This is a genomic window from Streptomyces sp. NPDC088910 (genome assembly GCF_044749865.1).
Lineage (GTDB): Bacteria > Actinomycetota > Actinomycetes > Streptomycetales > Streptomycetaceae > Actinacidiphila.
Genome location: NZ_JBIVIV010000014.1, coordinates 114,656 through 141,472 on the forward strand (window position 1 = coordinate 114,656; position 26,817 = coordinate 141,472).

General features: G+C 71.0%; 21 protein-coding genes. 12 read left to right on the forward strand and 9 right to left on the reverse strand.

Going from position 1 to position 26,817, the window contains the following annotated elements:
• The first annotated feature begins 71 nt into the window (after positions 1–71).
• Complete coding sequence (locus ACIP4Z_RS28730; RefSeq protein WP_355347969.1) at positions 72–1,070, forward strand: 4-hydroxy-3-methylbut-2-enyl diphosphate reductase; 999 nt, start codon at positions 72–74, stop codon at positions 1,068–1,070.
• Positions 1,071–1,100: 30 nt separating this feature from the next.
• A complete protein-coding gene (gene ppgK, locus ACIP4Z_RS28735) occupies positions 1,101–1,838 on the forward strand; it encodes a polyphosphate--glucose phosphotransferase (protein WP_355347972.1) in 738 nt (245 codons plus the stop codon).
• On the opposite strand, the gene ACIP4Z_RS28740 is transcribed toward ppgK, so the two are convergent.
• Positions 1,759–2,322, reverse strand: coding sequence for a DUF6542 domain-containing protein (locus ACIP4Z_RS28740; protein ID WP_391049220.1), 564 nt, complete (start codon positions 2,320–2,322; stop codon positions 1,759–1,761). The genes ppgK and ACIP4Z_RS28740 overlap by 80 nt on opposite strands.
• A gap of 229 nt (positions 2,323–2,551) precedes the next feature.
• On the opposite strand from ACIP4Z_RS28740, the gene ychF reads away from it, so the two are divergent.
• A complete protein-coding gene (ychF, locus tag ACIP4Z_RS28745) occupies positions 2,552–3,640 on the forward strand; it encodes a redox-regulated ATPase YchF (RefSeq protein WP_355347978.1) in 1,089 nt (362 codons plus the stop codon).
• Positions 3,641–3,689: 49 nt separating this feature from the next.
• Here the strand turns inward: ychF and ACIP4Z_RS28750 are convergent, their stop codons facing one another.
• From ACIP4Z_RS28750 to ACIP4Z_RS28765, 4 genes are all read right to left on the reverse strand, one after another.
• Positions 3,690–3,818: a hypothetical protein gene (locus ACIP4Z_RS28750; RefSeq protein WP_401312967.1), complete on the reverse strand. Its 129-nt coding sequence runs from the start codon at positions 3,816–3,818 to the stop codon at positions 3,690–3,692.
• A gap of 217 nt (positions 3,819–4,035) precedes the next feature.
• Positions 4,036–4,557, reverse strand: a complete 522-nt coding sequence (locus ACIP4Z_RS28755; RefSeq protein WP_401313138.1) for an RHS repeat-associated core domain-containing protein — start codon at positions 4,555–4,557, stop codon at positions 4,036–4,038.
• A gap of 50 nt (positions 4,558–4,607) precedes the next feature.
• Positions 4,608–4,778 carry a hypothetical protein gene (locus ACIP4Z_RS28760; protein ID WP_391161684.1) on the reverse strand — a complete coding sequence of 57 codons (171 nt, stop codon included), beginning with the start codon at positions 4,776–4,778 and terminating at the stop codon, positions 4,608–4,610.
• A gap of 1 nt (position 4,779) precedes the next feature.
• Positions 4,780–10,980, reverse strand: a complete 6,201-nt coding sequence (locus ACIP4Z_RS28765; RefSeq protein WP_401312971.1) for an RHS repeat-associated core domain-containing protein — start codon at positions 10,978–10,980, stop codon at positions 4,780–4,782.
• Positions 10,981–11,321: 341 nt separating this feature from the next.
• Between ACIP4Z_RS28765 and ACIP4Z_RS28770 the strand changes: the two genes are divergently transcribed.
• From ACIP4Z_RS28770 to ACIP4Z_RS28785, 4 genes are read left to right on the forward strand one after another with little or no spacing between them, the layout of a single operon-like run.
• The gene (locus ACIP4Z_RS28770; protein WP_401312973.1) at positions 11,322–11,744 is read left to right on the forward strand and encodes a hypothetical protein; all 423 of its coding nucleotides are present in this window, start codon (positions 11,322–11,324) and stop codon (positions 11,742–11,744) included.
• Between the two features lie 8 nt (positions 11,745–11,752).
• Entirely contained in the window at positions 11,753–11,983 is a 231-nt protein-coding gene (locus ACIP4Z_RS28775; RefSeq protein ID WP_401312976.1) for a hypothetical protein, read from the forward strand.
• Positions 11,977–12,384: a hypothetical protein gene (locus ACIP4Z_RS28780; RefSeq protein WP_391049232.1), complete on the forward strand. Its 408-nt coding sequence runs from the start codon at positions 11,977–11,979 to the stop codon at positions 12,382–12,384. The genes ACIP4Z_RS28775 and ACIP4Z_RS28780 overlap by 7 nt, the downstream gene beginning before the upstream one ends.
• A 40-nt stretch (positions 12,385–12,424) precedes the next feature.
• Positions 12,425–12,751: a hypothetical protein gene (locus ACIP4Z_RS28785; RefSeq protein WP_401312979.1), complete on the forward strand. Its 327-nt coding sequence runs from the start codon at positions 12,425–12,427 to the stop codon at positions 12,749–12,751.
• A 195-nt stretch (positions 12,752–12,946) separates the two neighbouring features.
• On the opposite strand, the gene ACIP4Z_RS28790 is transcribed toward ACIP4Z_RS28785, so the two are convergent.
• Complete coding sequence (locus ACIP4Z_RS28790; RefSeq protein ID WP_401312982.1) at positions 12,947–13,690, reverse strand: hypothetical protein; 744 nt, start codon at positions 13,688–13,690, stop codon at positions 12,947–12,949.
• 727 nt (positions 13,691–14,417) lie between these two features.
• On the opposite strand from ACIP4Z_RS28790, the gene ACIP4Z_RS28795 reads away from it, so the two are divergent.
• Complete coding sequence (locus ACIP4Z_RS28795) at positions 14,418–17,234, forward strand: hypothetical protein (protein WP_401312985.1); 2,817 nt, start codon at positions 14,418–14,420, stop codon at positions 17,232–17,234.
• A gap of 92 nt (positions 17,235–17,326) precedes the next feature.
• Entirely contained in the window at positions 17,327–18,739 is a 1,413-nt protein-coding gene (locus ACIP4Z_RS28800) for a hypothetical protein (RefSeq protein WP_401312988.1), read from the forward strand.
• 55 nt (positions 18,740–18,794) lie between these two features.
• Here the strand turns inward: ACIP4Z_RS28800 and ACIP4Z_RS28805 are convergent, their stop codons facing one another.
• Together ACIP4Z_RS28805 and ACIP4Z_RS28810 are read right to left on the reverse strand one after the other, a co-directional pair.
• Entirely contained in the window at positions 18,795–19,685 is an 891-nt protein-coding gene (locus ACIP4Z_RS28805) for an RICIN domain-containing protein (protein ID WP_391049242.1), read from the reverse strand.
• A gap of 88 nt (positions 19,686–19,773) precedes the next feature.
• Positions 19,774–21,855: a hypothetical protein gene (locus tag ACIP4Z_RS28810; protein ID WP_401312991.1), complete on the reverse strand. Its 2,082-nt coding sequence runs from the start codon at positions 21,853–21,855 to the stop codon at positions 19,774–19,776.
• A gap of 473 nt (positions 21,856–22,328) precedes the next feature.
• On the opposite strand from ACIP4Z_RS28810, the gene ACIP4Z_RS28815 reads away from it, so the two are divergent.
• Positions 22,329–23,276, forward strand: a complete 948-nt coding sequence (locus ACIP4Z_RS28815; RefSeq protein ID WP_355348329.1) for a GntR family transcriptional regulator — start codon at positions 22,329–22,331, stop codon at positions 23,274–23,276.
• Between the two features lie 114 nt (positions 23,277–23,390).
• Here ACIP4Z_RS28815 and ACIP4Z_RS28820 read toward each other — a convergent pair whose 3' ends face one another.
• Positions 23,391–24,761: a glycoside hydrolase family 18 protein gene (locus ACIP4Z_RS28820; RefSeq protein WP_355348326.1), complete on the reverse strand. Its 1,371-nt coding sequence runs from the start codon at positions 24,759–24,761 to the stop codon at positions 23,391–23,393.
• Positions 24,762–24,853: 92 nt separating this feature from the next.
• On the opposite strand from ACIP4Z_RS28820, the gene ACIP4Z_RS28825 reads away from it, so the two are divergent.
• The gene (locus tag ACIP4Z_RS28825; RefSeq protein WP_401312996.1) at positions 24,854–25,957 is read left to right on the forward strand and encodes a DUF4190 domain-containing protein; all 1,104 of its coding nucleotides are present in this window, start codon (positions 24,854–24,856) and stop codon (positions 25,955–25,957) included.
• A gap of 77 nt (positions 25,958–26,034) precedes the next feature.
• Positions 26,035–26,787, forward strand: coding sequence for a GntR family transcriptional regulator (locus ACIP4Z_RS28830; RefSeq protein WP_355348321.1), 753 nt, complete (start codon positions 26,035–26,037; stop codon positions 26,785–26,787).
• The last annotated feature ends 30 nt before the right edge of the window (positions 26,788–26,817 follow it).

Below are 26,817 nucleotides of genomic sequence, written 5' to 3' on the forward strand. Positions count from 1 at the left end.
CGCGACCGACACCGCCGCCGAACGGCCGCACCCCCGTACGCCCCCGCGCGTGCGATCAGCGCCCCCGTACGATGGACCCCATGACTGCCGCTACGAGCCCCCGCCGCGTCCTCCTCGCCGCCCCCCGCGGGTACTGCGCGGGCGTGGACCGGGCCGTGATCACCGTCGAGAAGGCGCTGGAGCAGTACGGCGCCCCGGTCTACGTGCGCAAGCAGATCGTGCACAACAAATACGTGGTCCAGACGCTGGAGAAGAAGGGCGCGATCTTCGTCGACGAGACGGACGAGGTGCCCGAGAACGCCATCGTGATCTTCTCCGCGCACGGCGTGGCCCCCGTCGTCCACGAGGAGGCCGCCCAGCGCAGCCTCGCCTCGATCGACGCGACCTGCCCGCTGGTGACCAAGGTCCACAAGGAAGCCGTCCGCTACTCCAAGGACGACTACGACATCCTGCTGATCGGCCACGACGGCCACGAAGAGGTCGTCGGCACGATGGGCGAGGCGCCCGACCACATGCACCTGGTCGACGGCCCCGCCGACGCCGCCAAGGTCACGGTCCGCGACGAGTCCAAGGTCGTCTGGCTCTCCCAGACCACCCTGTCGGTGGACGAGACGATGGAAACCGTGGACGCGCTCAAGGAGCGCTTCCCCAACCTGCTCTCGCCGCCCAGCGACGACATCTGCTACGCCACGCAGAACCGCCAGGTCGCGGTCAAGCAGATCGCCGCCGACGCCGACCTGCTGATCGTGGTCGGCTCCCGCAACTCCTCCAACTCCATCCGGCTGGTCGAGGTCGCCCTCCAGTCCGGCGCCGGCGCGTCGTACCTGGTCGACTTCGCCGAGGAGTGCGACGAGGCGTGGCTGGACGGCGTCACCACCGTCGGTGTCACCTCCGGCGCGTCCGTCCCGGAGATCCTGGTCGACGGCGTCCTGGACTGGCTGGCCGAGCGCGGCTACGCCGATGTGCAGGTGGTGACCTCCGCCGAGGAGTCCATCCAGTTCTCGCTGCCCAAGGAACTGCGCCGCGATCTGCGTGCCGAGGCCGCCGCCGGGGAATCCGCCAAGAGGTGACTTTTTCCCGTCACCTCTAACCTGGGGGCCATGAATATGTTCGGTGTGGACATCGGTGGTACGGGAATCAAGGGCGCTCCGGTCGATCTGGACCAGGGCGCCCTGTCGGACGATCGCTACAAGATCGACACCCCTCAGCCCGCGACTCCGGAGTCGGTGATCGACGGGGTGCACCAGGTCATCGAGCACTTCGGCTGGTCGGGCCCGGTCGGCGTGACCTTCCCCGGGGTGGTGGTGGACGGCACCACCCGTACGGCGGCCAACGTGGACGGCGGCTGGGTCGGCCTGGACGCGCGCGGGATGCTCGGCGACCGCCTCGGCCTGCCCGTGGTGGTGCTCAACGACGCGGACGCGGCGGGTGTCGCGGAGATGACGTTCGGCGCGGGCCGCGGCCGGGGCGGCACGGTCATCATGCTGACGCTGGGCACCGGCATCGGCAGCGCCCTGTTCGTGGACGGCAATCTGGTGCCCAACACGGAACTGGGCCACCTGGAGCTGCACGGGCACGACGCGGAGAAGAAGGCGTCGGTCAAGGCCCGCGAGGACGAGGACCTGAGCTGGGAGCACTGGGCCCACCGGCTCCAGAAGTACCTGGCGCACGTGGAGATGCTCTTCTCGCCCGACCTGTTCGTGATCGGCGGCGGCGTCAGCCGCAAGTCGGAGAAGTTCCTGCCCCTGGTGAAGGGGATCAGCGCCGAGATCGTTCCCGCTGAACTGCAGAACAACGCGGGGATCGTCGGCGCCGCGATGGCAGCCGCAAAGCTCTGATCCCGACGATCGCGGCGGCCAGCACCGTCCCGGCGTAGAGCCAGCCGGTCATCAGCGCCAGCCCGGTGAAGACGCCGAGCAGATGACCGGCCAGGCCGCCGCCCCCGCTGTCGGCGGTCAGCGCGATGCCCACGGCGAAGGCGATCGGCGCCGCCACCGGGGCCGCCACCAGGTCGTACGGGCGTACGTACACCGCCGCCGCCACGCACACCGCGACGAAGACCAGGCCGAAGAAGACGCCGGGGCCGTCGAAGAGCAGGACGTCGATCCCGCCGCCCGCGACCGTCACGGCGGTGGTCAGCAGCCCGGTGCCGAGGCCGGTCAGCCGTGGCCTGGGCCGCTGGGCGGTACGCAGCCGGTGGACGGTCTGCCGTACCGCGGTGGCCATGACGGCCTGCCGGGGGCGCGGGGCGCGGTACACCCCGACTGTGGCCTCTCCGCCGGGTCCCGGAGCGGCACCTGAACGCGCACTGTGTTGGTCCACCTACTTACAGTAGGCACGGCAGTCGGGTGATCGCACGGCGGGACACGCGCTTTGCCCCTCCGGGGCGGGGCGGGGCTTTTTGGCGCGCGCCTCCTCGGGGCGGTCGCCGTACCGGGTGCGGTGACGTCCTCGGGCCGGTGTTCGACGGGCGGCCGGGCGGTACGGCGGCGGCCCGTAGACTGGTGGCCGTCCGAACACCCACCAGCCCACCGCTCCGGGAAGTCTCCACGTGTCGCTCTCCATCGGAATCGTCGGTCTGCCGAATGTCGGCAAGTCGACGCTCTTCAACGCCCTGACCAAGAACGACGTGCTGGCGGCCAACTACCCGTTCGCCACGATCGAGCCGAACGTCGGAGTCGTGGGCGTCCCCGACGCCCGCCTCGGCACGCTCGCGGAGATCTTCGGGTCGGCGCGGGTGCTGCCCGCCACCGTCGACTTCGTGGACATCGCGGGCATCGTCCGCGGCGCCTCCGAGGGCGAGGGCCTGGGCAACAAATTCCTCGCGAACATCCGCGAGTCCGACGCGATCTGCCAGGTCATCCGGGCCTTCAAGGACGACAACGTGGTGCACGTCGACGGCCGCGTCTCGCCGAAGGACGACATCGAGACGATCAACACCGAGCTGATCCTCGCCGACCTCCAGTCCGTCGAGAAGGCGATCCCGCGCCTCACCAAGGAGGCCCGCCTCCAGAAGGAGAAGGCCGCGGTCCTCGCCGCCGCCGAGGCCGCCCAGGAGATCCTGGCCGCGGGTGACACCCTCTTCTCGCGCGGCATCACCAAGGGCACCGAGCAGGGCACCCTCCTCCACGAGCTGCACCTGCTCACCACCAAGCCGTTCCTCTACGTCTTCAACGTCGACGAGGACGAGCTGGCCGACGAGGACTTCAAGAACGAGCAGCGCGCCCTCGTGGCCCCCGCCGAGGCGATCTTCCTCGACGCCAAGCTCGAGTCCGACCTCGTCGAGCTCGACGACGCCGAAGCCCTCGAACTCCTCCAGTCCGTCGGCCAGGAGGAGCCCGGCCTCGCCACCCTCGCCCGCGTCGGCTTCGAGACCCTCGGCCTCCAGACCTACCTCACCGCCGGCCCCAAGGAATCCCGCGCCTGGACCATCAAGCGCGGCGCCACCGCCCCCGAGGCCGCCGGCGTCATCCACACCGACTTCCAAAAGGGCTTCATCAAAGCCGAGGTCATCTCCTTCGCCGACCTCGTCTCCACCGGCTCCGTGGCCGAAGCCCGCGCCAAGGGCAAAGCCCGCATGGAGGGCAAGGAATACGTGATGCAGGACGGCGACGTGGTCGAATTCCGCTTTAACGTGTAGCCGCTTGCGCGGAGGGCCGTCTGAACTGCGGCGGAGGAGGTGCGCGGCCTCAGGGCCCGCACCGAATCCGCAGGCGTACCGACATCTCGTCGCCCTCGTCGGGGCTGTCCGCGTACGCCTTGCCGACGGCGGCGCGGGTCCGTTCGTCGAGAGTTCCGAATTCTCGCTCTTCTTTCATTCCCCTCTCCTTCTCAGTAGGCGATACGTCAACCAGCAGACGTAGCCAATCGCCACTGAGGCAAGCGGAGGTACCCACTCGGGAGAACGCGGCCACGCTGCCCGTATGACCACCATGGACACCATGCAGCAGGTGAACCCGATGAAATTCAGAGGTTCGTTCACCCGCCACCTCCCCTGATTTCTGCTTTGCTTATTTTCCATACGATTGGCCCTCTTTAGTTCCATCGATACTGCCCTGCTCCGACCGCACAGCCAACCAGCAGGGCGCCTGGCAGAAGTTTTTTGGCCACCTTGGCCACTGCGGAAATACCTATCCCCGACGCTCCGCCCCAGAGGCAGGCCCGGAAATAGTGATTTCGAAAGGCTGTGCTTGTATAGCGCAGGGCACTATTAAAGGGTGCGGGGGAATAGTGACGAGTGCGCTGCTTCGTCCATTTCCAGGAATTCTTGGCAACGCTTCCCCAGCCGCGGTGGAGAGGGCTCCAGCGGCTTACGTGGATCGGGTTGCGCCAGTGCCAACTGCCGAATTTACCGTCGAGGTCGTAGCAGTTGACGGGGTCGCCGTTGCAGTATTCGTTGGCGTTGGCGTTGCCGCCGGGGATGGGGTCGGTTTGGAGGAAGCGGCCGGTGGTGGGGTCGTAGAGGCGGACGCCCATGAGGGTGGCGGCGGTGAGGGTTTCGGGGTTGCCGAATTCGTCGTAGGTGAGGCGTTGGTCGATCGCGGCGGCGCACCGAATGCCGGGTCACGCCATGTGGGCGTGACCCGGCACCTGGCCGAGATGGCTTATCAGTCTCGTCGAGAGTTCCGAATCTCCCGCACGGTGCCCACCACGACGAACACCGCCGCCACGCCGAACCCGATACGCACCCACATGTCGTCCGTCGTGATCATGGCGATTGTCGCGATTACGAGGACGAGGCCGCTCAATAGCATGCTGAATGCACTCAGATTGCGCATGTTACTTGCAGTACCCCTTTTTGTAGCTACCTGGAATCAACCCAGGATATCCAAAAGGCCACTTCAGCTTGAGGCATTTGTGGTCCGCGTATGCCCACTGGGCCTTCACCGCGATGGTCCCGGCGTTCATAAAGACCCACTTCGCGATGACCCCGACACCCGAGCCAACGAGAACTGTGGACGCCGCATTGACGATGGTGGCCGCAGCGGCGGCGCGGCCCGCCTTCTTGGTTTCCCTTCTGTTGAGGTAGATCGTCCCGCTGACCCACCCCCAGGTGACCTTGAACTGGCCTGTGAGGTCAAAGGATCTGATCGGGTCCGAAGGGTAGGTATAGGCGTTCGCGTTGCCGCCGGGCACGGAGTCCGTCTGGAGGAAGCGACCCGTGGAGGGGTCGTACGCCCTCACGCCCATAAGCATCACGCCCCCGATGTGATCGCTGCCCCGCTCGTAAGCGCCAAGCCAGCCGTAGGTTGGGGTTGCGGATGTTCCGATGGCGTTGCCGAATTCATCGTAACGGTAGACCGAGAGCGATTGGCTTGCGTCCAAGGGAAGCTGGACAGTGACGTCGCCGTGCAAATCGGTGAGCTGGAGGCTCACACCACCGGTCGCGGTAGTGATGGCACTCAACCGACCTTCCAAGTCCTGAACGTTACGGGCGATAGTGCCGCCGCTCTGTGACCAGGTTGGGCTGTCACAACCGCAGCCGAAGTGACTGACCGTGCTGCTCGTTGCTGTCCAACTGCCATCTGTTTGCTGGGTTTCCACGGTGGACAGAGAAAGCCTGTTCTCAGCGTCGAGACTCCAGCGCTCGCGCTTCCCGCCGATCGTCTCCTGCTGGAGGACGTCGTTCGCGTAGTAGCCGAGGGTAGTGCCGGTGGCCTGGACAGTGGTCCGGCCCAGTGCGTCGTAGACCGTGCCCGCTGTGGAGAGACGGTCGGCGCTGTCGTAGGTGTAGTTGACTGTGGCCGGGGTTCCGGCCGTGCCGTCGGGGTTGTCGACTGTTGTCGTGAGACTGGTGCGGTTGGTGTTCTTGTCGAAGGCGTAGGCGCGGTGGGTGATGGTGGCGTCTTGGACGTCTTCGATGTTAGTCAGCCGGCCTGCGGCATCGTAGGTGTATGCCTGGTTTCCGGTGTCGGTGGTGTGGGTGACCTGCTGGCCATGGACAGTCAGGGTGGCCGAGTCAGCCGTGACGATCAGGCCGTCGTTGTCACTGGCGTAGGTGCGTGAGGTGTCGGCGCCGGTTTCGTCCCGAGTGAACGTCACGGTGTAACCGCCTGGCAGGGCCTCTGTGGCCAGGCGGCCGTCGGAGTCGTAGGTGGCGTTGAAGGTGCCTGCGACGGAGTCGGCGCGGCCGGTTTCGAGACCCCGCGGATCACTGGCGGTGTCGTAGGTGTATGTGGTGGTCGACGGGGCCGAGTCGGTCACCCTGATGGGCCGGTCGAGGGCGTCGTACCAGGTGGTGGCCGTGTTGCCCGCACCGTCGCTGTAGGAGATCAGCCGTCCCAGCGCATCGTAGCCCTGGGTGATGGTCTTGCCGTCGGCGCTCGCGGTGGCCTGTTTGCCAGTGGCCGGGTCGTACGTGGCGGTGGTGGCGGGGACCGCGGTCCCTACGCCGCCGGTCACCGAGGTGCCGGTGGTACGTCCGGCCGCGTCATAGCTCGTGGTGGTGGTGCGGGTGTAGGCGCCCGCGGTGTCGGTGACGGTGGCGGCGCTGCCCCACCGGTCGTAGGTCGTGGTTGTGGTGGGCAGTTGGGACGGGTTGGTGCCGCCGCCGGTGATCGCACTGGCCGGGCCGGTCGAGCAGAGCAGGTCGGCCCATTCAGGTCGTCCGTTGCAGGCGCCGGTGCCGGTGGCGGACCAGTAGGTCGTGACGGTGGCCCCCGCGTCGGTGCCGGTGGACTTTGGCAGGGTGGTCTTGATGACGCGGCCCTGAGCGTCGTAGGCGGTGGTCCTGACCAGGTTCAGTCCGGCCGGGTCGGTGACCGTAGTGGTGGGCAGGCCCTTGGTCCAGTCGTATCCGGTGGTGCTGGTCCGGGTGTCACCGTCACTGGTGTAGGCGTCGCCCGCGTGGACGTCGGCGCCGATGCTGACGGTGGTCGGCTGGTTGGTCACGGTGGCGGTGCCGTTGGTCGGGCGGCCCTGGTCGTACGCGGTGACGGTGTGCGCACGTGCCGGGGCGAAGGACCCTGCGGGCAGGCTGGTGCCGCCCGCGGTCGCGGGCCGGGCCTTGGCAAGGGTGACCATGTGCAGGGGGCCGGACTTCTCCAGCTCCCGCTGGCCGGCGTTGGCCGGGTCGGTGTCCTTGTTCGTACCGGCGTCGGCCGCCACGCTTGTGGTGTTGAACACCGATACGGTCGACAGCAGTTGGGCCCGCTCGGCGGACGGCAGAGCGTCAATGCCGAGTTGTTGCTGCTCGGCCAGGCTGTCGCCGTCGGTGGCGAGGGCCAGTTCACGGTTGGCTGCGGTCAGCTCACGGACGGTGTGACCGTACCGGTCGTACTCGGTGGTGGTGATGTGTGCGCCGGGGTTGGCGGTGTTGACCTGACGGCCCGAGGCGTCGGTGTAGGCGATGATCGCGCGCTGGTAGGCGTTGGCGGTCAGCGCGGCGCCGTCGTGCGACGCGGGTACGGCGTCCGAGGGGAACAGCGCCGTCGCGTCCGAGGGCGCGTCGCTCTGCCCCCAGGCGGTCACGTCGCCGCCGGACATCGGGTAGGGCGCCTTACCGCCGCTCAGCGGCACGTCGTAGACCAGGTTCGTGCTCGCGGTGCCGTTGGTCTGGGTGGCGCTTCCGGGAGTGAGCGTCGGCCGGGAGGCCGACAGCAGCATCCCGTCGCCCGCCGTCGCGGTGTTCCCGGCGCTGCCGTAGGCGAACGTCCACTGCAGTTCACCGGGCGGGGTCAGCGTGGTGATCCGGCCCGCGCTGTCGTAGTCGTAAGCCGTCTTCAGCGACGGGCTGATACGCGGATCCCACTGCTGGCGCAGGCGGCCGGTGGTGTCGTAGGCGTACTGCGAGACCGTGACCGCGGTCGCCGCGGACGCGCCGGGGTCGGTGCCCCACAGTCTGATCTGGGAGACCCGGTCGGTGAAGTCACCGAACGCCGAGGCGGTCGCGGTCGTGGCCGTGGCGTACACGTATTCCAGTACGCGGCAGCCCTTGGTTCCGGGAGTCGTGGCGCAGGTGGACTGCGTCACCGCGGACGTCGGCGCGATCACGTACTTCGGGCGGGCCAGGAACGTGTTGCCGACCGGGATCTTCTCCGAGACGACCTGGGTGGTGGAGTTGGTGGTCGGCAGGAACGTCGAGGTCACCTGCCACGTCGTGGCCGAGGGGTCGACCTTCGCGAACGTGGTGGTCGTGCCTTCGCTGTCTTTCAGGGTGAAGGTGCCGGTGAGCAGGGAGCCGGTCAGTGTCAGGTCCTCCGCGCCCGGTTCGGGCTTCCACCCGCCGCCGGAGGCCGCGGTGAACCCGGTCGGATCACCGTCCGCATCGACCAGCGCCACCGACCTGTCCGACGCCTTACGGAGGTAGGACCAGTCCGAGCCGGTGATCTCGGCGGTGGTGCCCGCCGTCCACTGCGGACCGAAGATCGCCGCCTGCCCCTCCTGCGCCGACCCGTTCGTGGGACGGCGGGAGGAGGCGCTACGGGTGACGGTGAGATCGAACCCGGAGGCGTCCGTGGCCGACAGCGAGGCGTCACCGGTCAGGGCGTTCACCGAGGCCGGACCCGCGCTCAGCAAGGGGGCGGTGCCCGCGTTGCGGTCCACGGTGATCGTGGTGGCCGGGGAGGCTCCCGGGGTGGTGCCGTCAGTGAAGTTCGCGCGTACGTCCACCGGCCCGTCGCCGAGCGTGTCGGTGATATTCCACGTCAAGGGGGCGGGGGTGGCCAGCCCGTTGGAAACGGTCAGCGCGACCGGCCAGGCCGCCAGCGTCGTCCCGTCCGCTTTGGTGACATGCGAGGCGGGAACGTCGTGCCAGGTATCGGTCTCACCGACACGGTACTGGTAGGTGACACCGGTGTAGTTGGGCTTGCCCTGGGCGGTCAGGGCAACCCTGCGCGCGGGACGGTCACCGGGCGCCGGGGCGGTCAACGCCGCGCCGTCACCGCCGTAGAAGACGTACGAGGTCCCAGTGGCGATATTCCCGGCCTTGTCGTGGGTCTTGGCACTGATCACGTGCCGACCCGCCCCGAAGGTCAGAGTCTTGGTGAACGCCGCCCCGCTCGTCGCGGTGTACGTCCACGTGCCGCTGTCCAGCGTCCACGCCACCTGCGCCACGTCACTGGTGGGCGGTGCGAAAGTGAACGCACCGCTGAAGTTCCCCTTGGAGTCCGGGGTTCCCGACCACACGTTCGAAGGGAAGTCGCTGGACGAGACCGTAGTGTTGGCCGGTGCCGTGGTGTCGATGATCAGGGACTTGGCCGCCGTCCACGCGGAATAGTCGCGGCCGTCGTACGCCCTGACCTTCCAGGTGTACGAGCCGTCCGCCAGAGCCGTGGACACCTTCCACGTACCAGCAGTGCCGGAGTTGACGAACGCCGAACTCCCCGAAGCCTTGACGGTGGTACCCGACAGCACCTGGTAGTCCAGCCGCACGGTGTCACTGTTGGCGTCGGTGGCCTTCGCCGACAGCGTCGGAGTCGCACTGGCCGCGTAACCGTCGGTCGCCGTCGGCGAGGCCGCCAGCGAAGTCGGCGTGGTGGGCGGGGTGTTGTACGTGATCGACAGTGACGCGGCGCTGGAGAACCGCTTGAACTGGACCTCGTTGGTCTCACTGCTGGCGACCAGCACGAAGCAGATGGTCTGCCAGTGGTTCGCGGCGGCGTTGGTGACCTGGTTCATGAAACTGAACGTCCCCGACGGGCTGGACGTACACGCCGGACCGAAGTTCACCGAACTCTGCTGGGCGACCTTCCCCGGCGCGTTGGCCCACGTGGTGGAGGCGTCGAAGACATTCGTGGACCACGCCTGGACACCGTAGGACGTGGTGCCGCACGACGCGGAATAGCTCTCCGTCATCTTCATGTCGGCGCTCAGCACCGTGCCACCCCAGATCGCCGGGGGAATGCTGACGCGGTAGTAGGTCCGCTCGATTCCCTTCGGCGAGGAAAACCCCTGGTACCCGACACCGTTGCCGTTCGATGGGCTGGAGTCGTAGTTCGACGTGTTCGGGTACGCCTGCTGCACCTCGTTCCAGTGCAGGCGGCTGCCACTGGCCGGATGCGGCACATAGGCGGGGTCGATGTAGACCGGGAAGACGGTGCTCTTCGCCGTCAACAGCCCACGGTCGGCCGTCAGATGGAGCTTGCGGTCCTTCAACGTGGTCTTCACCGCCGCATGGTGGGCGTGCGAACCCGGCCCCTGGGCGGTGGAACGGGTGCCCGCGCGGGGCTTCGCCTTGTCCGCCTCCGCGGGCGCGAGCCCGGCGATGCTGTTCCCGCCGCCCGCCACAGCGGGCTCGGTACTGGTCGCGGAGTCCCACATCACCGGCGCCGGAGAGTTCACCAGCAGACGGCCGGTGCCGTCGGTCACCGTCAGATTCCCGCCCGCGTCCGTCGCCGCGATGACGCCGTTGCTGGTCGACACGCTCTGCACCAGATCCGACAGCCCCGGGCCGGAGGCCGCCTCGGCGGACTTGACCACCAGCGTCTCCTCCACCCCGCCCTTCAGCGAAGCGGTCAACTCAAGGTCCACGTCCTTCAGCACGTTCGCGTACGTCGCCTTGGCACCGGACAGCACCGGCATCGGCAACGCCGTCGGCCACGTCAGCGACAGGTTCTTGCCGTCGACCGTCAACGAAGCCAACGGCCCCGAACCACCGCCGGACAGCACCAGATCCGTCTCGGCCGCCACCGGCACGACACTGCCATCGGCCCGCAACTGGAGCGTGGGGTCCAGATTCACCCACGAGCCGCCGCGCTGGGTCCACTTCGGCTCCGCGAACGCGGTGTACGTCACCGTTCCGTCGGCGTTCACGAACGTCTGCGAAGCATCCGTACGCTCGCTCAACGCCTCGATCCGCCGACCCTGCAACCGTGCCATCAGCCGCGCCGACAGCACATCCCGCGCCTCCGCCACCCCGTACGACGGCGCCGACGCGACGGTCCCTTCCCGCTCCGACCGAGGAGCGGCGAACGCCACCCCCGAATCCGCCGCGACCGTCGCCGCCTCAACGGCCAGCGCCATCACCACAAGCACCGACACCCGCCGCAACCACAACGACGAGCAAGACGATGAACGTGCGTGTCTCAGACCGCCCGGCGTGGAACGCCGAGCACCCCCCCAGAACATCCCCACGACCCCTCCTCGTCAGAACCCCCAAGGCGCAGAGCTGCCCCCGCGACTAGAAAACGGTCGGATCTTCACACATCCATCACACGGAGGGGAGTAGTTCAAAGGAACTGCCATGTGGAGCTAAAGGGCAGGCATAGACGACTTGAGTGAGCCGAAGGCTCAGTCGGCTCGCCAAATAACTGCAGACCGTCACGAATCACCGCTTGCGTAGCAACTAAAAGCCGCGTATCGCACCTGAAACACTTGACGAAGTGAGCGTCATCACACCTTCGCCGCCCCGCTGTACCTCCGCAGAAGAAGCCGGGCACTTCCTCGGACGCCGGGAGCTATCCGTTCTGCTGTGCGGCGCACTGCCCTTCATCGCGCCATGGCTGCGGCCTCGAAACCGTCCTGGGCAACGCCTCGGCGGCGCCACCCAGGACGGCGCGTCGCAGCGCGGCATCCGGGACGTTCTCGCGCACCACGCACTCTTCGCCTGGAACGGCTCGGCTGAGGCCGAAAAGGCTATCCCCCCGCCTCCCGTAGTCCGCTTGCGAGCGGCAAGCGAGCATCACCGCATGGCGGCCGTCGCGGCGCGGAAAACCGGTGAGGCGGTTGCCGCTGAAATGCGACGATGCGGCTGTTTTGCAGGGTGGTTGTTCGTTTTGCGTGCGCGGGATGTGGCGGTGAGCTGACCGCCTCGGTGGCGCAAGTTGAGCTGCCGGTCGACGCGTATCAGAGGTACGGGAACGCGGTGCAGCTCCCGGTGCTCATGGCGCGGGGCACGTTCACGGTGGACCCGGAGCCCAGCGGGCAGCCGTGGCGGGGGTGGGAGGAGATCGATCCGTACGAGACGGCGGCCCGGGGCGTCTTCGCGCCGGTCACCGGGCTGTCCTACGGGGTGCCCGGCCCTTCACCGTCGACAGCATGCTGATCTTCCAGATGGCCGCGCCGCGCGACGCGTTCACCGACTCCTTCACCTCGCTGTTCCCCGCCCCCGGCCGGGCGGGCGCGCCCTTGCGGGGTCCGCTGGTCCTCACCCACTCCCGCTGGGACCGGGCGACGGGCTTCTGGCATCTGCGGGCGGAAGGGGCGTCGGGGATCGGCCACTCGGGCGTCGGCAGGACGCCCGTACCGCAGTCCTCGATCCGGCTGCGGACGACGCGCACCGCGTACCGGCTGGACGATCTCGACCACCGCATCGTGAACGTGGACGCGGGATGGCTCTACCGGGGTGGTTGGGGGACCCGGCTGTCGCCCGCCGGGGCGCACTCGGACTTCCAGCATCCGGAGTCCTCGCATCTGCTGCTTTCGCTCGCTTCGCACTCGCGGTGACTCGGCCGGTGGGCCAGGGGACGGGGCGGATGGCGGGGAAGTGGAGTGGGCCGCGCGGGGGTTGAGGGCGGAGCTCCTGGCGGGGGACGAGGACGGGGTACGGGAGGTGCGCCCGCGGGGCGGGGCGGTGCCGGAGGGGGCGAAGGGGGACGCGCATGCGTGGGCGGCGCTGGTGATCACGCCGGCGGCGTCGGGGGGAGTGCTGACGACGTTGATCACGGCGGTCAGCGGCTGGCCGGCGCGGCAACGGCCGGACACGACGGTCGTGTGGGAGGTCGGCGGGGACCGCATCACGCTGCCGGGGGCGACCGAGGCCGAACGGGCGCGCCTGATCGGAATCCTGGCCGCACGGCGCGACGACGCGTAGCCACGACGACGCGTCGTCAGGAAAGCGGGCGGGAGCGCCAACGGGCAGCCGGGCCAGGGGCGTTCAGGCGGGAGAGCCGGCGCGCTTGAGGCGCAGTGCGGAGACGAGGAAGAAGACCCCGCCGAGGAAGGCGTAACCCGCGAGATTACGCAGGGAGGGATCGTCCTTGCCCGCCTGGGCCACGACGTCAGGGCCTCACGCGGGCCTCAATGGGGCTTCGTCTCGCGGCGGTTCGGCGGTGAGGCCCCTGAAGGTGGTGCGGCCCCACTGGGAGGCGCAGTCGACTGATATGCCGTCAGGCGCCAACCGCTCGTTGAGCCGTACGATCCGGGCCTGCAAGGCGCGGCGGGTCATCGGCTCGTCGGCCGCGCCGAGCAGGAGGCACAGGTCGTGGCAGCACCAGGGGCGCGCGGTGGTGCGGAGGATGTCGAACAGGACCTGCTGGGTGCCGCGTTGGGGGCGCGGCGATCCGTGGCGCGGTGCGTCCGGCGGCCGGCGGGGCGAGGACCTGGTGTCGAGCCAACGCCGTTCGGCGAGGATGCGGCCGGCCAGTTCACGGGGGTCCGTGTCGCGCGGGATGACGTTGGCGGCGCCGGCCAGCAGCAGGTCAGCGGAGTCCGTACGGTCGGGCACCAGCACCACCACGGACGACAGGTGGCTGAGGGCGTGGACGCGCTGGCCCAGATCGCCGGTCCCGCGCGGGCTCGGGACGTCCAGCACGGTGAGGGGGGTCCCGGCCCTGCGCAGCAGCGTGCGGTAGGCGGATTCCGAGCCCCAGGGATGGCACAGCGCGGGCAGTACGTGGTGGGTGCGCAGGGCGCGCAGCAGGGCCGGGGTCCGCTCGCGGTGCAGCGAGAGAACGACGCTCACGGGATACGTGAACTGCTCCTCGGCCGGGACGGAGCGAATTAACTTCTCGCCAAACAGGTCAATAGGCATGGCAATGCCGCTGACACGGACCTCTCCTGTGGACGGTCACGGGAGCCGGGGACGGCACTCGGGTGCGGGAGGCGGGGGACGGGACGCGATGTTACTGACGGCGATCCCCGATTCCCCGTGGCTGAGCATGGGTTGGTTACCGTCTGAGCACGATCGGGCCCCGTGCTGAGCGTGCGGAGGGGCAGGCGGGAGAAGGGCCGGAAGGCCGGCCGGGCCGTCGGTCGCGGTCGGCCGCCGTGCTCCCGCCCGGGTCATACGGTGGGCGGCAACGCGGCGTTGGCCGGTCCGACACCGTGGTGCCATTGGGGTCTGATATATCTGGATGCCTGAATGACCCAACCAATAGGGCCGATTATCGCTCCACAGGGATAGGCAGTGCACCGGCCGCCGAGCAACGTCGTTCCGGTCGGCCGGGATTGGGCAGGGGAGGGCAGGTGGTGGGGTGTCTCCCACACGTCCGCGAGCGGTACGCGTCCGGTACGGCGCGAGGTGACGGACATCGTTGTCCCGTCGCTCCCGCGCTGACACCGCGCGGGCCGGTCTCTCGTGGCGCGAGATGAGGACGCATCCGCCCGGACCGCGGAGACCCGCCAGCGCACGCAGGCTCGCGTGACCGGCCGGGAACGACTCACCGAACGAGGACAGTGATGAGCCAGCAGGACGCGGGACGGCCGCGGTCGCCGTCGCGCACGACGGCACGGTACGGGGACCACGGGGAGGGCCAGGCATGAGCCGTTGGGCCTCCCGCCTGTCCCGCAAGGGCGGCGGCGCGAGCGGTACGCGCGGCGCGAGCGGTACGGGCGGCGCGACCCGTACGAGCGCTACGGCCGGTACGAGCCGCGGCGCCGGTGCGGCGGAGTCCGTCCCCGCCCCCCTCGTCGAGGACATCGACGGCGTCCTCCTGGTCCGCTCGGTGGACGACGACTCCTTCCCGATGGCCGTCCTGGCCGAAGTGGCCCACACCTTCGGCGCCGAGGCGGACATCGTCACCGTCATGGTCGGCTCGGAGGGCGCGGGGCAGGGCAACGGCGGCGGCCACTGGCCGCGCCTGGTCACCCTCCTGGACTCGCTGCGCGCGCAGGGCACCCGCCGCGTCCGCCTCGTCCTGTCCGGCGCGGGCGACGACCGGCCGGGCCGCCCCGGCACCGCCCGCAGGATCGCCGACGGTTGGGGCTTCGAGGTGTTCGCGCCGGACGGCGTCGTCCTCATCACGCCCGGCGGCAGCCTCTTCGTCCGGGGCGACGACCGTCCCGAGGGCGGCTGGTGGCGCTTCGCGCCCGGTGAGGCGCCCCGGAAGCTGGGCCCCCGCGCGCCCGCACCGGCCTGGCAGGAGGCCGTCGGCCGCGTGCCCACGCGGACATCGGGCGGCTGTGTGGTCGAGCAGATTCCGGCGGGCCTGGTGATCCGCCCCGCCGACGCGCCCGGGCCGCGCCCCGACGACCTGTGCTTCGCGGTGCCGCTCGACTCCGCGCACGCCGTCGTGCTGGTCGGCGCCCCGCACGCGGAGGACGTCGCCGCCGACGAGGTCGCCGCCGTCCTGTCCGCGCTCCCGGCGGAACACCGCGCCCGCGTGTGCCTCGCACCCGGCGGACAGGCAGACCTGCTGCGTCTGGCCCACACGGTCGCCGACACGCTGGACAGCCGGGTCGACGTCCTGACGGGCCTGCCCCTGCTCGCCGACCACGCGCCGCCCGGCGCCGTACCCCGCCCGACCCTGATCGGCCGTGACGGCGAACCGAGTTGGCAGCCGTACGTCACCGCCGTCGCGTGCCTCCCGACCGACGCGCGGGGCAGAACGCCCCTGCCCCGGCTGCTCGGCAGCCTCCCGCCCGACTGGCTCCCCGGCGGCACAGAACCGGGCACCGTACGGCTCACGGACGGCTGGCAGGCGACGGTGACGCGCTCCGGCCTCGCCCTGTGGGCCCAGGGCACGCCCCGCCCCCCGCTCGTGGGAACCGCCGTCGACCCCGAGACCTGCGCCATCGAACTCGGCGCGCCCGGACAGCGGTTGGACGCCTCCCTGCTCACCGCGCTGGCCCGCCTGCTCACCGGCCTCGGTGCGACGGCCCGCGCCAGGACCACCCTCCTCGTACGAGGACGGCTCACCAGCGGGGAGGCCGAACTGCGCCGTCTCGCGGCCGAACACGGCGTACGCGGCATCCGCTACGTCACCGCCGCCCGCCCGGCCCCGCCCCCCTGGCAGACCCCGCCCCGCCCGAACCAGGACCGTCCGGGACCTGACCGCCCAGGACCTGACCGCCCGGGACCGGCAGCGTCCCCGCGCCCACCCGCGCCCGTGGCCGTACCGCCCGACGCTCCCCGTGAACGACCTTCCTCTGTAAGGGAGTTGACCGGTACGGCACCGGCTCCGGCGCCGGGGGCGGAGCCGGTACGCCGTCCGGCCGCCGCGAGCGTGCCCACCGACAGCGCGTCCCCGGCCGGGGACAGCGGCGCCGACGGAACGCTCGTCCGCACGCCGACGACGGAGACGGATGTCGCCGCGCGCGACCGTTCCGCGCCGGGCGCTCCGGGGGAGCGGGGCGGTGAAAGGCCCGACGGTACGGCCGCCCCCGGCCCCCGCACGAACAGCCGGGGGCCCGGTCCGACGCGGTCGGCACCCGCGATCACCGCGCCCCTGCGGGGCTCCGCACTCGTCCGCGCACTCGTCGTCTCACCCGACCCCGAGCCTGACCTCACCCCCGAGCCCGACCCCGCACCCGTCGCTCAGGTCGCTCAGGTCGCTCAGCCCGAACAGCCCGAACAGCCCCAGCCACCGGCCCCGTTGGCCGTCAGCCGGGAGGAGCCCCGCCTCGTGCTGCCCGGACATGTCAGCACCGCCGCGCAACGGGCGGCGTTCCGCGAGCTGGTGGGGGACGGCTGGGAGGGGCACGCCGCAACCGTGGACGGGCTGTTGGAGCGGAAGCTCGCGCTGCGCGGGGACGAGCGGGAGGCGGCGCGGCTCGATCTGGTCGCGGTGCGCGCGTATCTGTCGGCTGACGAAGGGCCGCTGAGCCAGCGGGAGTTGGCGATGGGCCTGCGGGCGGGCGAGGCGCGGTCGCAGGCGTACGCCGGGTGCGTGGCGTCCGGGCTGCGGCGGCTGCCGTCGTACCGGGGCGTTGCCCTGCGCGGCGGCGCGGCGGGCGGTGCCGAGCCGAGGTTGGGCGCGCTGCTCCAGGACCCGGCGCCGATAGGGGCGTTGGCCCGGATCCCGGCGGCGGGCGGGACCGCCGTGCGCTACGCGATCTGGTCGACGACCGGCCGCGAGGTGGGTGATCTGGCGGCGGCGGACGGCGAGGTCGTCTTCGCGCCGGGCACCGGATTCCGCGTGCTGGGGACGTGGACCGCACCCGCCGGGACCTCGGTCGTACTGCTGCGGGAATTGCCCGCGCACGCGACCACGTACATGGACGGAGCACGGGAGTTGAGCCCACGGGACCTCACCGCGCTCACCGAACTGAAGGACGCGCTCGCCGGTGGTCCGCCCGCCGAGGAGGGCCGGAGCTGGCCCGAGCGCTGTGTCGGGCCCGTGGGCGGCAGCGGGTAGCCGCCCGCATCGCACATCCGGGCCGCACGCCCGGCACGCAGGGCAGGACACCGCGCCGCACGACCGACTGACCACCAGGCCGAAGGAGAACCATGAGCAGCCGTCAGACCCGACCCGATCCCGACGGAACGCCCCGCGCCACCGAAGGCGGCGCGAACTCGGCTTCCGCCAGGGGCGGTTCGTCCGTGCGCCGGGCGGTCACGCTGGGTCCCGTGGCGGCCGATCCGGGCGACGCGCTGACGCCCGCGGTGCCGCGGACCACCGGTGCGGCGGTGCCCTCGATCCCCGACACCTCCTCGCGCCCGGGTACGTCGTCCGCCCCGGTGACGGCCGCCGCCGCGCGGCCTGAGCCCGTGGCGGGCGGTACGGCGGAGGCGGGCGGTACGTCCGAGGAGCCGACGCTTCCCGGAAAGGGATCGGCCGAGGAGACCCCGGCCCCGGCCCCGACCCCTGCCCCGGCCCCGACCCCTGCCCCGGCCCCGACCCTTGCCTCAGCCTCCGCCCCGACCACGGCCCTGACCACCGCATCGGCCAGCGCCCCGACCTCCGCCCCGGCCCCCACCACCGAAGCGGGCGAAACACCCGCCGAGACCCCCGACGCGAAATCCACCCGCGAACTCACCCGCGAGACCGGCCCCGGAGCCGCGCTCCCGGCCGAGGGACCGCCCTCCGGCCCGTCCCGCAAGCCGCTGCTCGCCGCCGTCGGCGTGGTCGGCGTGGTCATCCTCGCGGTGCCCCTGGTGGCCTGGGCGACCAGCGGCTCCGGGCACAAGAACGACCATCTGACGACGGCGGCCAGCACCGCCGGGCGGATCACCGACCCGCCCGCGACCGTCCCGCACATCCCCCTGCCCCAGAAGTCCTCGGCGTCGCCCGCCGCCAAGCCCACGACGAAGCCCAAGGCCAGGACCAAGGCCGTGGCGCCGCGCCCGCCCGCGCCGCCGAGCCCGACGGCCCGGCCGACCGCGACACCGACGAGGAAGGCGACGACCCCGTACCTCGGCCCCGGCCCGCAGATGCCCGGCGACGACAGGACCGCCTCGGCCACCGTCCTCCGGCAGGCGGCGCGCGAACCCGGCCGCCACATCTGCTACCGGGTCTACGTGGCGACCTTCGGCTGGCAACTCGCCGTCTGCGACGGGTCCGTGGCGGGCTCCGAGGTGGACGCGCGGAGCATCAAGGCCATCCAGATCGCCGTGTCCGGCACCAAGGGCACCTCCGCCAACGCCTACTTCCAGGCGAAGGGGTGGGTGAACAAGTCGTGGGTCACCGTGGAGGACGGCGCCGATCTGACCCTCGGCGCGGCCAGGCAGGACGCGCCCAACATCTCGGGCTTCGGCATCAGCGTCGGCAGGGCCACGGGCACCGTCTGCCAGAACACGTACAGCCGCGGCGGACCGTGGGGCAGCATGGCCTGCGACACCCCGCAGACCGCTGACAACTACATCTTCGGCGGCACGCTGGACGAGACGCGCTGGCTGGACGCGGTGCGGTTCACCGTCTGACGGGCGTCGGCGGGCAGGGGACGGCCGTGCGTCGGCCGTCCGCGGACGGTCCGGGTCAGCCGAGCAGCCGCCAGCGGCTGTCGTCGTCGGTGCCGCACGAGCCGATCACGAGCCGGGCGGAGGGCGCCTTCTTGTCGGCGCCCTCGACGCGCAGGCACAGATGGTTGCTCGCGTAGTTGCGTATCCACACGGTGTCGCCCCCGGCCGGGGCGAGCCACCACAGTTGGTTGTCCGCCAGCGTCCCGGTGCAGTTCGCCTCGGACAGCTCGGTCCCCGACGGCTGCGCCCCGCGCTCCGGCGGGTCGATGCACAGACCGTCCATCGTGTTGGAGAACTGCACGAGATCGGTGCCGCCGGGGCCGCTCGCGGGGAGCTTGACCGTCATGTTCCAGAACTGGTTGTCCTGGTCGGTGCCGTCGCAGTGGTACTGGTCGATCTCCAGGCCCAGTTGGCCCGGTCCGTTGTAGGGGATGTCGACGCACATCCCGCTGTAGGCGTTCATGATCAGCACCTTGCGGTCGTGCGCGGTCAGCGCCCGCGGGTCCTTGCCGCCCGACCCGGCCGTCCGCTTCGGCGTCGGCGTGGTGGAAGGGGTCCTGTGCGGCTTGGGCGAGGCGGTGTGCGGGACGGGCTTCCCGGTCCGCTTCGGCACGGTCTTCGTCGGCTTCGGGGTGGGCGACGGCGACGCGGAGTGCGCGATGTTCTTGTACGCGGCGGTCCGTTGGGCCGCCAGGTCCCGCTTCTTGTCGTGCTCGTCCGCCTGGTGGCTGCGCCAGGCGCCCATGCCCAGCGTGGCGCCCGCGACGAGGGCCAGTACGGCCACGGCGCCCGCGACCCTGCTGCCCACACGCGAGTGCTCGCCGGGCTGACGGGTGTGCGTCGTCAACGCCTCGACGAACCGCGCCCGTTGCCGCCGCTTCGCCTCGTCGTGGTCACTCTCGCTCAACGCCGCTCCCCACTCGCGGAAGGTCCAACTGGCAGGGTACGCAGATGCGTTCGCGCCGCCCGCTCACGCCGGCCGGGACGGGCGCGGCTCACCGCGACGCCGATCCGTACAGCTCGCGCTCGCGCAGCACTTCCGCCGCCGTCGCCAGCGCGGTGGACAGGCGGCGCCGGTAGGTGCTGAAGGACAGTCCCGCCCGGCTCGCGGCGGCCTGCTGGCTGCGCGGCCCGCTCAGATACGTGATCTCCAGGACGTTGCCCAACTGCCGCCGTCCCGGCTGCGCGCGCAGGTACGCCACCGTCTCGGTCAGCACCTCGCGCAGCGCCGCCGCGTCCCCGTCCGGCGCCACCAGCCGGGTGCCGAGCAGCGAGCTCTCCGCGAGCTGCCGCGCGTCCTGGAGGCTGCGGTAGGCGTGCTTGACGGCTTCGGCGAACTCCGGCCACGGCATGGCGGCCTCCGCGGTGACGGTCACCGGCGCCGGGCCCGGCGCGGGCTCGTCGGCCAGCAGCCGGACCCGCAGATCCACCGCCCACCGGTCGAAGGGCGCGCTGCGCCAGTCCTGCACGAAGGCCAGCATCCCTTCGCCGTAAGCCCCTTCGCCGTACGGTCCTTCCCCGTACGGTCCTTCGGCCGGTGCCACCCGCTGCTGCCCGTACAGGTCGAGCAGCGAGGCGAGACCCGGCCGGTCAGGGGCCGCGCAGGTCCAGCTCACCGCGAGGTTCGGTGTGGTCGCCCACAGCGTGGTCAGCGCGAAGGCCGCGGCGGCGGCGCCGCCGGTGCTCCAGCGCGCCAGCAGCAGCCGCTCGGCGCGCCGCAGCGGCCGGTGGCCGGCGGTGTACTCCAGCGCGGCACGCGCCGTCGGGTCGTCGGGCAGCCCGGTGGCCCCCGGGTCCAGGCAGGGCGCGACGAGGGCGGCGGTGACGCCGCGGCGGCCGTCCTCGGCGACGCAGAAGGCGCCCGGCTGCCGGTCCCACCACTGCCGGGCCAGAGCGGCGGCCTCGTCGCCGTGCTCCTTGCCGATCGCGGCCAGCACCTCGTCCAGATCCTCCGGGCGGGCGGTGCGCAGCCGCAGCCGGTCCGTACCGCGCCAGTCGACCGTCTCCCGCGGGAAGCGGCCGGAGCGCCCCAGATAGGCGAGGCCCGCGCCGAACGCCCAGCGGCTGCCGGTGCGGCACGCCAGTTGCTCGGCCAGATGCGCGTGCAGCCGGGTGAAGAGCCGTTCGTACGCCGACAGGTCGCGCCAGCGCAACTCGACCAGGAGCGCCTCGCGGACCAGCTCGTGCGGGACCAGGCCCTCGGCGGTGCTGCGGACGAAGGAGAGTCCGCGCAGCCAGGCGCAGAGCTTTCCGGCCTCCGCTGACGGCACGTCGAGCGTGTGCCGCAGCAGGTCCTCGGTGGTGACCCGGGCCAGCGCCAGGACGTGCAGCGCTTCCGCCTGACCGGGCGACAGGCTCTCGCGCAGCAGCAGGTGCAGCAGTTCGCCCACCAGGTCGGGGGAGTCGGCCAACTCCCAGGCGGTGCGCGGCTGCACGGAGTCCGTGGCGCGTTCGCGCGCGTCGGCGAAGAGCGCCAGGGCGAGCGGCACGCCGTGCGCGGCCCGCACGATGTCGGGGATGTCCGCCTCCGGCACGTCCCGGTTGCGCAGCAGCTTCGTGGCCTCCGCGGTGTCCATGCCGCGCAGTTCGACACTCCGCAGCGCCTGCCACCACTGCACGTCGGCCCGCCACTCGGCCGACGGGGGCCGCCGGCTGCCGACCACCAGGAACAGGTGCGAGGGCATCCGCGGCAGGAACTCGTCCCGCAGCCACTGCTCCAGCGGCCCGAGCGCCTCACCGGAGTCGATGAGCAGCAACTGGGCTTCCTGCGACGGGCCTTGCGCGTCGAGGGCGGCCAGGAACGCCTCCGGTGTCGCGGCCGTGGCGCGCATGTCGACGGTGCGGACCGTCCTGCCGTGCGCCTCGGCCTCGTCGGCGAACCGGTGCAGCAGGCTGCTCTTGCCGAAGCCGCCCATGCCGTGCAGCCACACCACGAAGCAGGAGCGCCGGTCGCTGAGCATCAGGTCCCGCAGCAGCCGCAGTTCCGCGGTCCTGCCGGTGAACACCGCTCTCCTGCGGGCCGCCAGCGTGTACCCGTGGGAGTCGGCCGGCAGGGGTGTGGGGGATATGCGCATCATCTATTGATGAGTCCTCGGGAGCGGGTGCGGTTCCCCCGGGCGCCGGGACGTCCGGTCCCGCGCCGGTCTCCGGCGCCGTGGGCTCGAACGAGAAGGGTCACTGATCGCTCCCGTCGCGGATGGGGGTGGGCGGCACAGGCCGGCGCGACCGGGGCCGTCACTCGGCGGCGGGGTACTGCCTACCCTGGTGGGTCGATGTTAGACCCATCGATTCACGGACGGGCGACGGCCAGAGATATATGTCCCGTTGTGCTGTTGCGGCGCATTTGCGCAGGCGAAGCGGGGTGCGGGCGCTGTCGATCTCCGCCGGGGCGGGACGGCCTGACGTGCTTTCTGCCTAGCCGGTTGGGCCAATTCAAGCCGAAGACAAGAGAGTGCACGGGGCATGCTTGACTGCCTGTCGCGTGGATAAGGTGGTTTGGCTGAGATGCGCAACGGGGAAGGCCGGGCACCTGGTGGACAGCGACGTGCAGGTGAGTCGTCACTCGGACGTACCCATCTACCGGCAGATCGTGACCCAGGTGTCGTTCATGATCGAGACCGGCGATCTCGCGGTCGGCCAGACCCTTCCCAGCGCCCGGCTGCTGGCCGACAACCTCCAGATCAACCGCAACACGGTGGCCCGCGCGTACGCGGAGTTGAGCGAGCTGGGCCTGGTCGAGAGCCGGGGCCGCAGCGGGACGACCGTGGTCGGTACGGGCCTGGCGCGTACGAGTTCGCCCGCCAGGGACCGGGCGTGGGCGGTACTGGACGCGGCGGCCAGGGAGTGCGTCGCGCTCGGCCTGTCCGCCGTCGAGATCCAGTCACTCGTGACGAGCCTCGCCCTGCGTGCCGAGGACGACGTCCTCAAGGTCGCGTTCGTGGAGTGCAACGCCGACCGGGCCGGCTACTTCGCGAGCGAACTCGGCCTGCACCTCGGTCTCAAGGTCAAGCCCCTGGTGCTCGGGGACTTCTCGCCCGAGGAGGAGCACGACGACCTCGCCCTCACCACGTTCTTCCATCTGGCCGAGGTGCGGCGGCTGTGGCGCGGGGAGCCGACCGAGGTGGTCGCCATCGTCGCCGCGCCGCATGTGCAGACGCTGGTGCGGATCGCCTCCGCCGCCAGGAGCGGCACGGTGGGCATCTGTTACTCCACCTACGGCCAGGCCGTCAGCATCCGGGACTCCCTGACGCAGTCCGGGATCAGCAACGTCAGGGTGCTGCACGGGGACGAGGGGGAGGATGTCGGGGACCTCGACCTCGTCGTGATCCCCAGCGACATGCCGCAGTTGAAGGCGCGCTTCGAGGAGCGGGTCGAGGTGGTCGAGTTCGGCAATGTGCTGGACGCCGCGTCCGTCCGGATGGTGACGCAGGTCGTCGGCGACATGCAGGCGGCCAAGCTGGCCGCCAAACGGGCCGCCGCCTCCGCCGCGCGCGGCTGACGTATCCGCCGCGTGTGGGGAGGCCCGGTGCTCCCCCGCGGAGAGGGAGGGCTGGGGAGCACCGGGCGTGAGGGGTGGGGTTACCCGAGGCGCCGGGTCACCCGAGGCGCCGGGTCACCGGTGGTGCGCGGCGAGACCCTGGTGAACGGCGTTGATCAGCTCGCCGTCCGCCGTGTCGCCGTCCAGGGACCAGACCATCGCGCCGCCCAGGTGGGCCCGCTTGATGTAGGCGGTCTTCTGGGCGATGACCTGCGGGTCGTCGTAGGTCCAGAAGTTGGTGCCGTCGTAGAGCCAGGCGAAGCCGTTCCGCACGTCCCGGTGGACGGTGTAAGTGCCGGAGGAGGCAAGGGCCTTGAGGGCGTGGTAGTCCTCGTTGCCCGCCTGCCAGGTGGCGGGGGCGGGGCCGGTGGACGGCTGGAAGAGGCCCGCGGTGCCGCCGTCGGGGACACCGGTCCAGCCCTGGCCGTAGAAGGGCACGCCGAGGACGAGCTGCCGGGCGGGTGCGCCGCGCTTGAGCCAGTCGCCGACCGCCTGGGTGTCGCTGAAGTCGTGCGGGACGGGCGAGTTGCGCGGGGCCTTGAGCGCGGACTGCTGGTTGGTGGTGGCCTCGTAGGGGCCGTGGAAGTCGTAGCCCTGGACGGTGCCGAAGTCGAGGTACTTGAAGATCTTCCGGACCTCGAAGCCCGCGTCGATCTTGGCCGGTGCGGCGGGCAGGAAGGCGCTCAGGTCGTAGTGCTTGTGCGCCTTGCGGCCCAACGCGTCGAGCTGGCCGCGGAATTCGGCCGCGAGCGCGGTGAAGTTCCGCTTGTCCTCGGGCCGGTAGACGGTGTCGACGTCACCGGAGGAGCCGGGCCACTCCCAGTCGATGTCCACGCCGTCGAAGAGCCCGGCGGCCGAACCGGGGCCGCCCTTGCCGTCGAGCAGCGGCAGATTGCCCTTGACGAAGATGTCGAGGCAGGACGCGACGAGCGCCTTGCGCGAGGCGGCGGTGCGGGCCGCGTCGGAGAAGTGCGTCGACCAGCCCCAGCCGCCGATCGAGATCATCACCTTCAACTTCGGGTTGGCGGCCTTCAGTTCGCGGAGCTGGTTGAAGTTACCCGCCAGCGGCTGCTCGGCGGTGTCCGCGGTGCCGTCGACCGAGGAGGCGGCGTCGAGCGGGCGCTGGTAGTCGGCCCAGGCGTCGCCCTCGCCGGCCACGTTGGCCTCGAAGCACTTGCCGTCGGCGCCGATGTTGGCGAACGCGTAGTTGAGGTGGGTGAGTTTGGCCGCGGTGCCCGAGGTCTGGACGTTCTTCACCTGGTAGTCGCGTCCGTAGACGCCCCACTGGGTGAAGTAGCCGACGCTCTTGTACGACGAGGCGGAGGAGCCGTGGTCGTCACGGCCGTGCGCCTGGGCGGCGGAGCCGCCCGTGACGGCGGGCAGGACGGCGACCAGGGAGAGGGTGGCTGCGGTTGCGGCCATACGGCCGAGAATTCTTCGACGCATGCGCGTGAAGGTATTGGTCTGGACCAATAAGGGTCAAGGGGGACGGCACAACCCGTTCACAACCCGTCGGCGCAGAACCGTAGGATCCCCCAGTGGACATACCGCCGCCGCCCCCGCCTCCGCCGTCCTCCGACGACGCGCCCCCGTCCCAGCCGCCGCACGACGCCCCCACTTCGCCGTACGCCGGGCTGCCCTCGTATCCGCAGAAGCCGTACGACCACCAGGGCGGACCGCCGTACAGCGGTCCGGGACAGCCGACGTACGGCGGCCCGTCATCGGGCGGGCCCGGCCCCTACGGCTCCGTGCCTCCGCCCTACAGCGGGCAGCAGCCCCCCGGCTCCCCGCCGCCCTACGGCGGGCAGGCCCCGTATCCCGGCCAGGCCCCGTATTCCGGGCAGCCTCCCTACGGCGGGCAGCCTCCCTACGGCGGTCAGGGTCCGCACGGCGCTCAGGCCCCGCACGGCGGCCAGGCCCCCTACGGCGGGAATCCGTACGGCGGGCAGAATCCGTACGGTCCCCAGCCGTATCCCGGCTATCCGCAGACCGCCGGCTGGTACAACCCGCAGGCGAACACCAACGGCATGGCCATCGCCTCGCTCGTGGTGGGCTTCACCTGCATCCCCGTCCTCGGGGTGATCTTCGGCCTGGTCGCGCTCAGCCAGATCAAGAAGCGCGGCGAGCGCGGCAAGGGACTGGCCGTCGCGGGCCTGATCCTCAACGGCGTCGCCACGGTGCTTCTCGCGGTCTTCATCGCGCTCGGCGTGGCGGGCGCCTTCGACGACGGCAACACCCGCGTCGACCGGATCAGGGTCGGCCAGTGCTTCAACACGGTCGACAGCTCGCTGGGCGACTACGGCGGCGACGGCGCGCGCTCCACCACCGTGGACGTCGTCGACTGCTCCGAGGAGCACGACGCGGAGGCGTACGCGATCTTCACCGTCGACGCGGCGGACGACGGCGGCTACCCCGGAACGGATCGCATCTCGGCCGTCGCGGAGTCGAAGTGCGCCTCTTACGCGGACGACTACGCGGACGGCACGCCCTGGGAGAAGAGCGCCGACGTCTACTACTACATGCCGCCGGCGGACGGCTGGCGCCGCGGCGACCACAAGGTGACCTGCTTCTTCGGCGCCACGCACGGCTCGATGACCGGCTCGGTGAAGGACGGAGGCACCAACTCCGGATTCGGAGTGTGATGCTCGGGGGAGGGCTTGCGGACGGGCACCGACGGTTGTCAAGCTGTCGCAGACAGTCAACCCCTTGGGAGGGGCACGTGCCTTTCGGTGAGCAGCCCGCCTACCTTCGCGTCGCCGAGGATCTGCGGCGCAAGATCCTCGACGGGACGCTCCCGCCGCACGCGCGGCTGCCCTCGCAGGCCCGGATCCGTACCGAGTACGGGGTCTCGGACACCGTCGCGCTCGAAGCGCGCAAGGTGCTGATGGCCGAGGGCTTCGTGGAGGGCAGGTCCGGCTCCGGCACGTACGTACGGGAGCGGCCGAGGCCGCGGCGCATCGTCCGCAGCGGCTACCGGCCCGCCGGGACGGCCAGCCCGTTCCGGCAGGAGCAGGGGGACGAGGGGTGCAAGGGCACCTGGGAGTCGCGCAGCGTCCAGGACCACGCCTCGCCCGCCGTCGCCGAGCGGCTGCGGATCGAGCCCGGCGACCGGGTGATGCGCACCCACTACCTCTTCCGCACCGAGGGTGAGCCCTCGATGCTCTCCACCTCCTGGGAGCCGCTGGCGCTGACCGCCCGCACACCGGTGCTGCTGCCGGAAGAGGGGCCGGTCGGCGGCCAGGGCGTCGTGGAGCGGATGGCGGCGATCGACCTGGTGGTCGACCACATGGCCGAGGAGGTCGGCGCCCGGCCGGGGCTCGCGGAGGAGACGGCGGCGCTCGGCGGAGTGCCGGGGCACATCGTCATCGAGATCCAGCGCACGTACTACTGCTCGGGGCAGCCGGTGGAGACCGCGGACGTCATCATCCCGGCCGAGCGGTACCGGGCCGTCTACCACCTGCCGGTACGCTGACCCGCCGTCAACTCCCTTACGGAGCCTGGC

Excerpts from the sequence above, each read along its gene's own strand:
- ACIP4Z_RS28730 (WP_355347969.1), top strand. The coding sequence starts at position 72 with ATGGACCCCATGACTGCCGCTACGAGCCCCCGCCGCGTCCTCCTCGCC.
- ppgK (WP_355347972.1), top strand. The coding sequence starts at position 1,101 with ATGAATATGTTCGGTGTGGACATCGGTGGTACGGGAATCAAGGGCGCT.
- ACIP4Z_RS28750 (WP_401312967.1), bottom strand. The coding sequence starts at position 3,818 with ATGAAAGAAGAGCGAGAATTCGGAACTCTCGACGAACGGACCCGCGCC.
- ACIP4Z_RS28760 (WP_391161684.1), bottom strand. The coding sequence starts at position 4,778 with ATGCGCAATCTGAGTGCATTCAGCATGCTATTGAGCGGCCTCGTCCTC.
- ACIP4Z_RS28780 (WP_391049232.1), top strand. The coding sequence starts at position 11,977 with ATGCTGATCTTCCAGATGGCCGCGCCGCGCGACGCGTTCACCGACTCC.
- ACIP4Z_RS28790 (WP_401312982.1), bottom strand. The coding sequence starts at position 13,690 with ATGCCTATTGACCTGTTTGGCGAGAAGTTAATTCGCTCCGTCCCGGCC.
- ACIP4Z_RS28795 (WP_401312985.1), top strand. The coding sequence starts at position 14,418 with ATGAGCCGTTGGGCCTCCCGCCTGTCCCGCAAGGGCGGCGGCGCGAGC.
- ACIP4Z_RS28800 (WP_401312988.1), top strand. The coding sequence starts at position 17,327 with ATGAGCAGCCGTCAGACCCGACCCGATCCCGACGGAACGCCCCGCGCC.
- ACIP4Z_RS28810 (WP_401312991.1), bottom strand. The coding sequence starts at position 21,855 with ATGATGCGCATATCCCCCACACCCCTGCCGGCCGACTCCCACGGGTAC.
- ACIP4Z_RS28820 (WP_355348326.1), bottom strand. The coding sequence starts at position 24,761 with ATGCGTCGAAGAATTCTCGGCCGTATGGCCGCAACCGCAGCCACCCTC.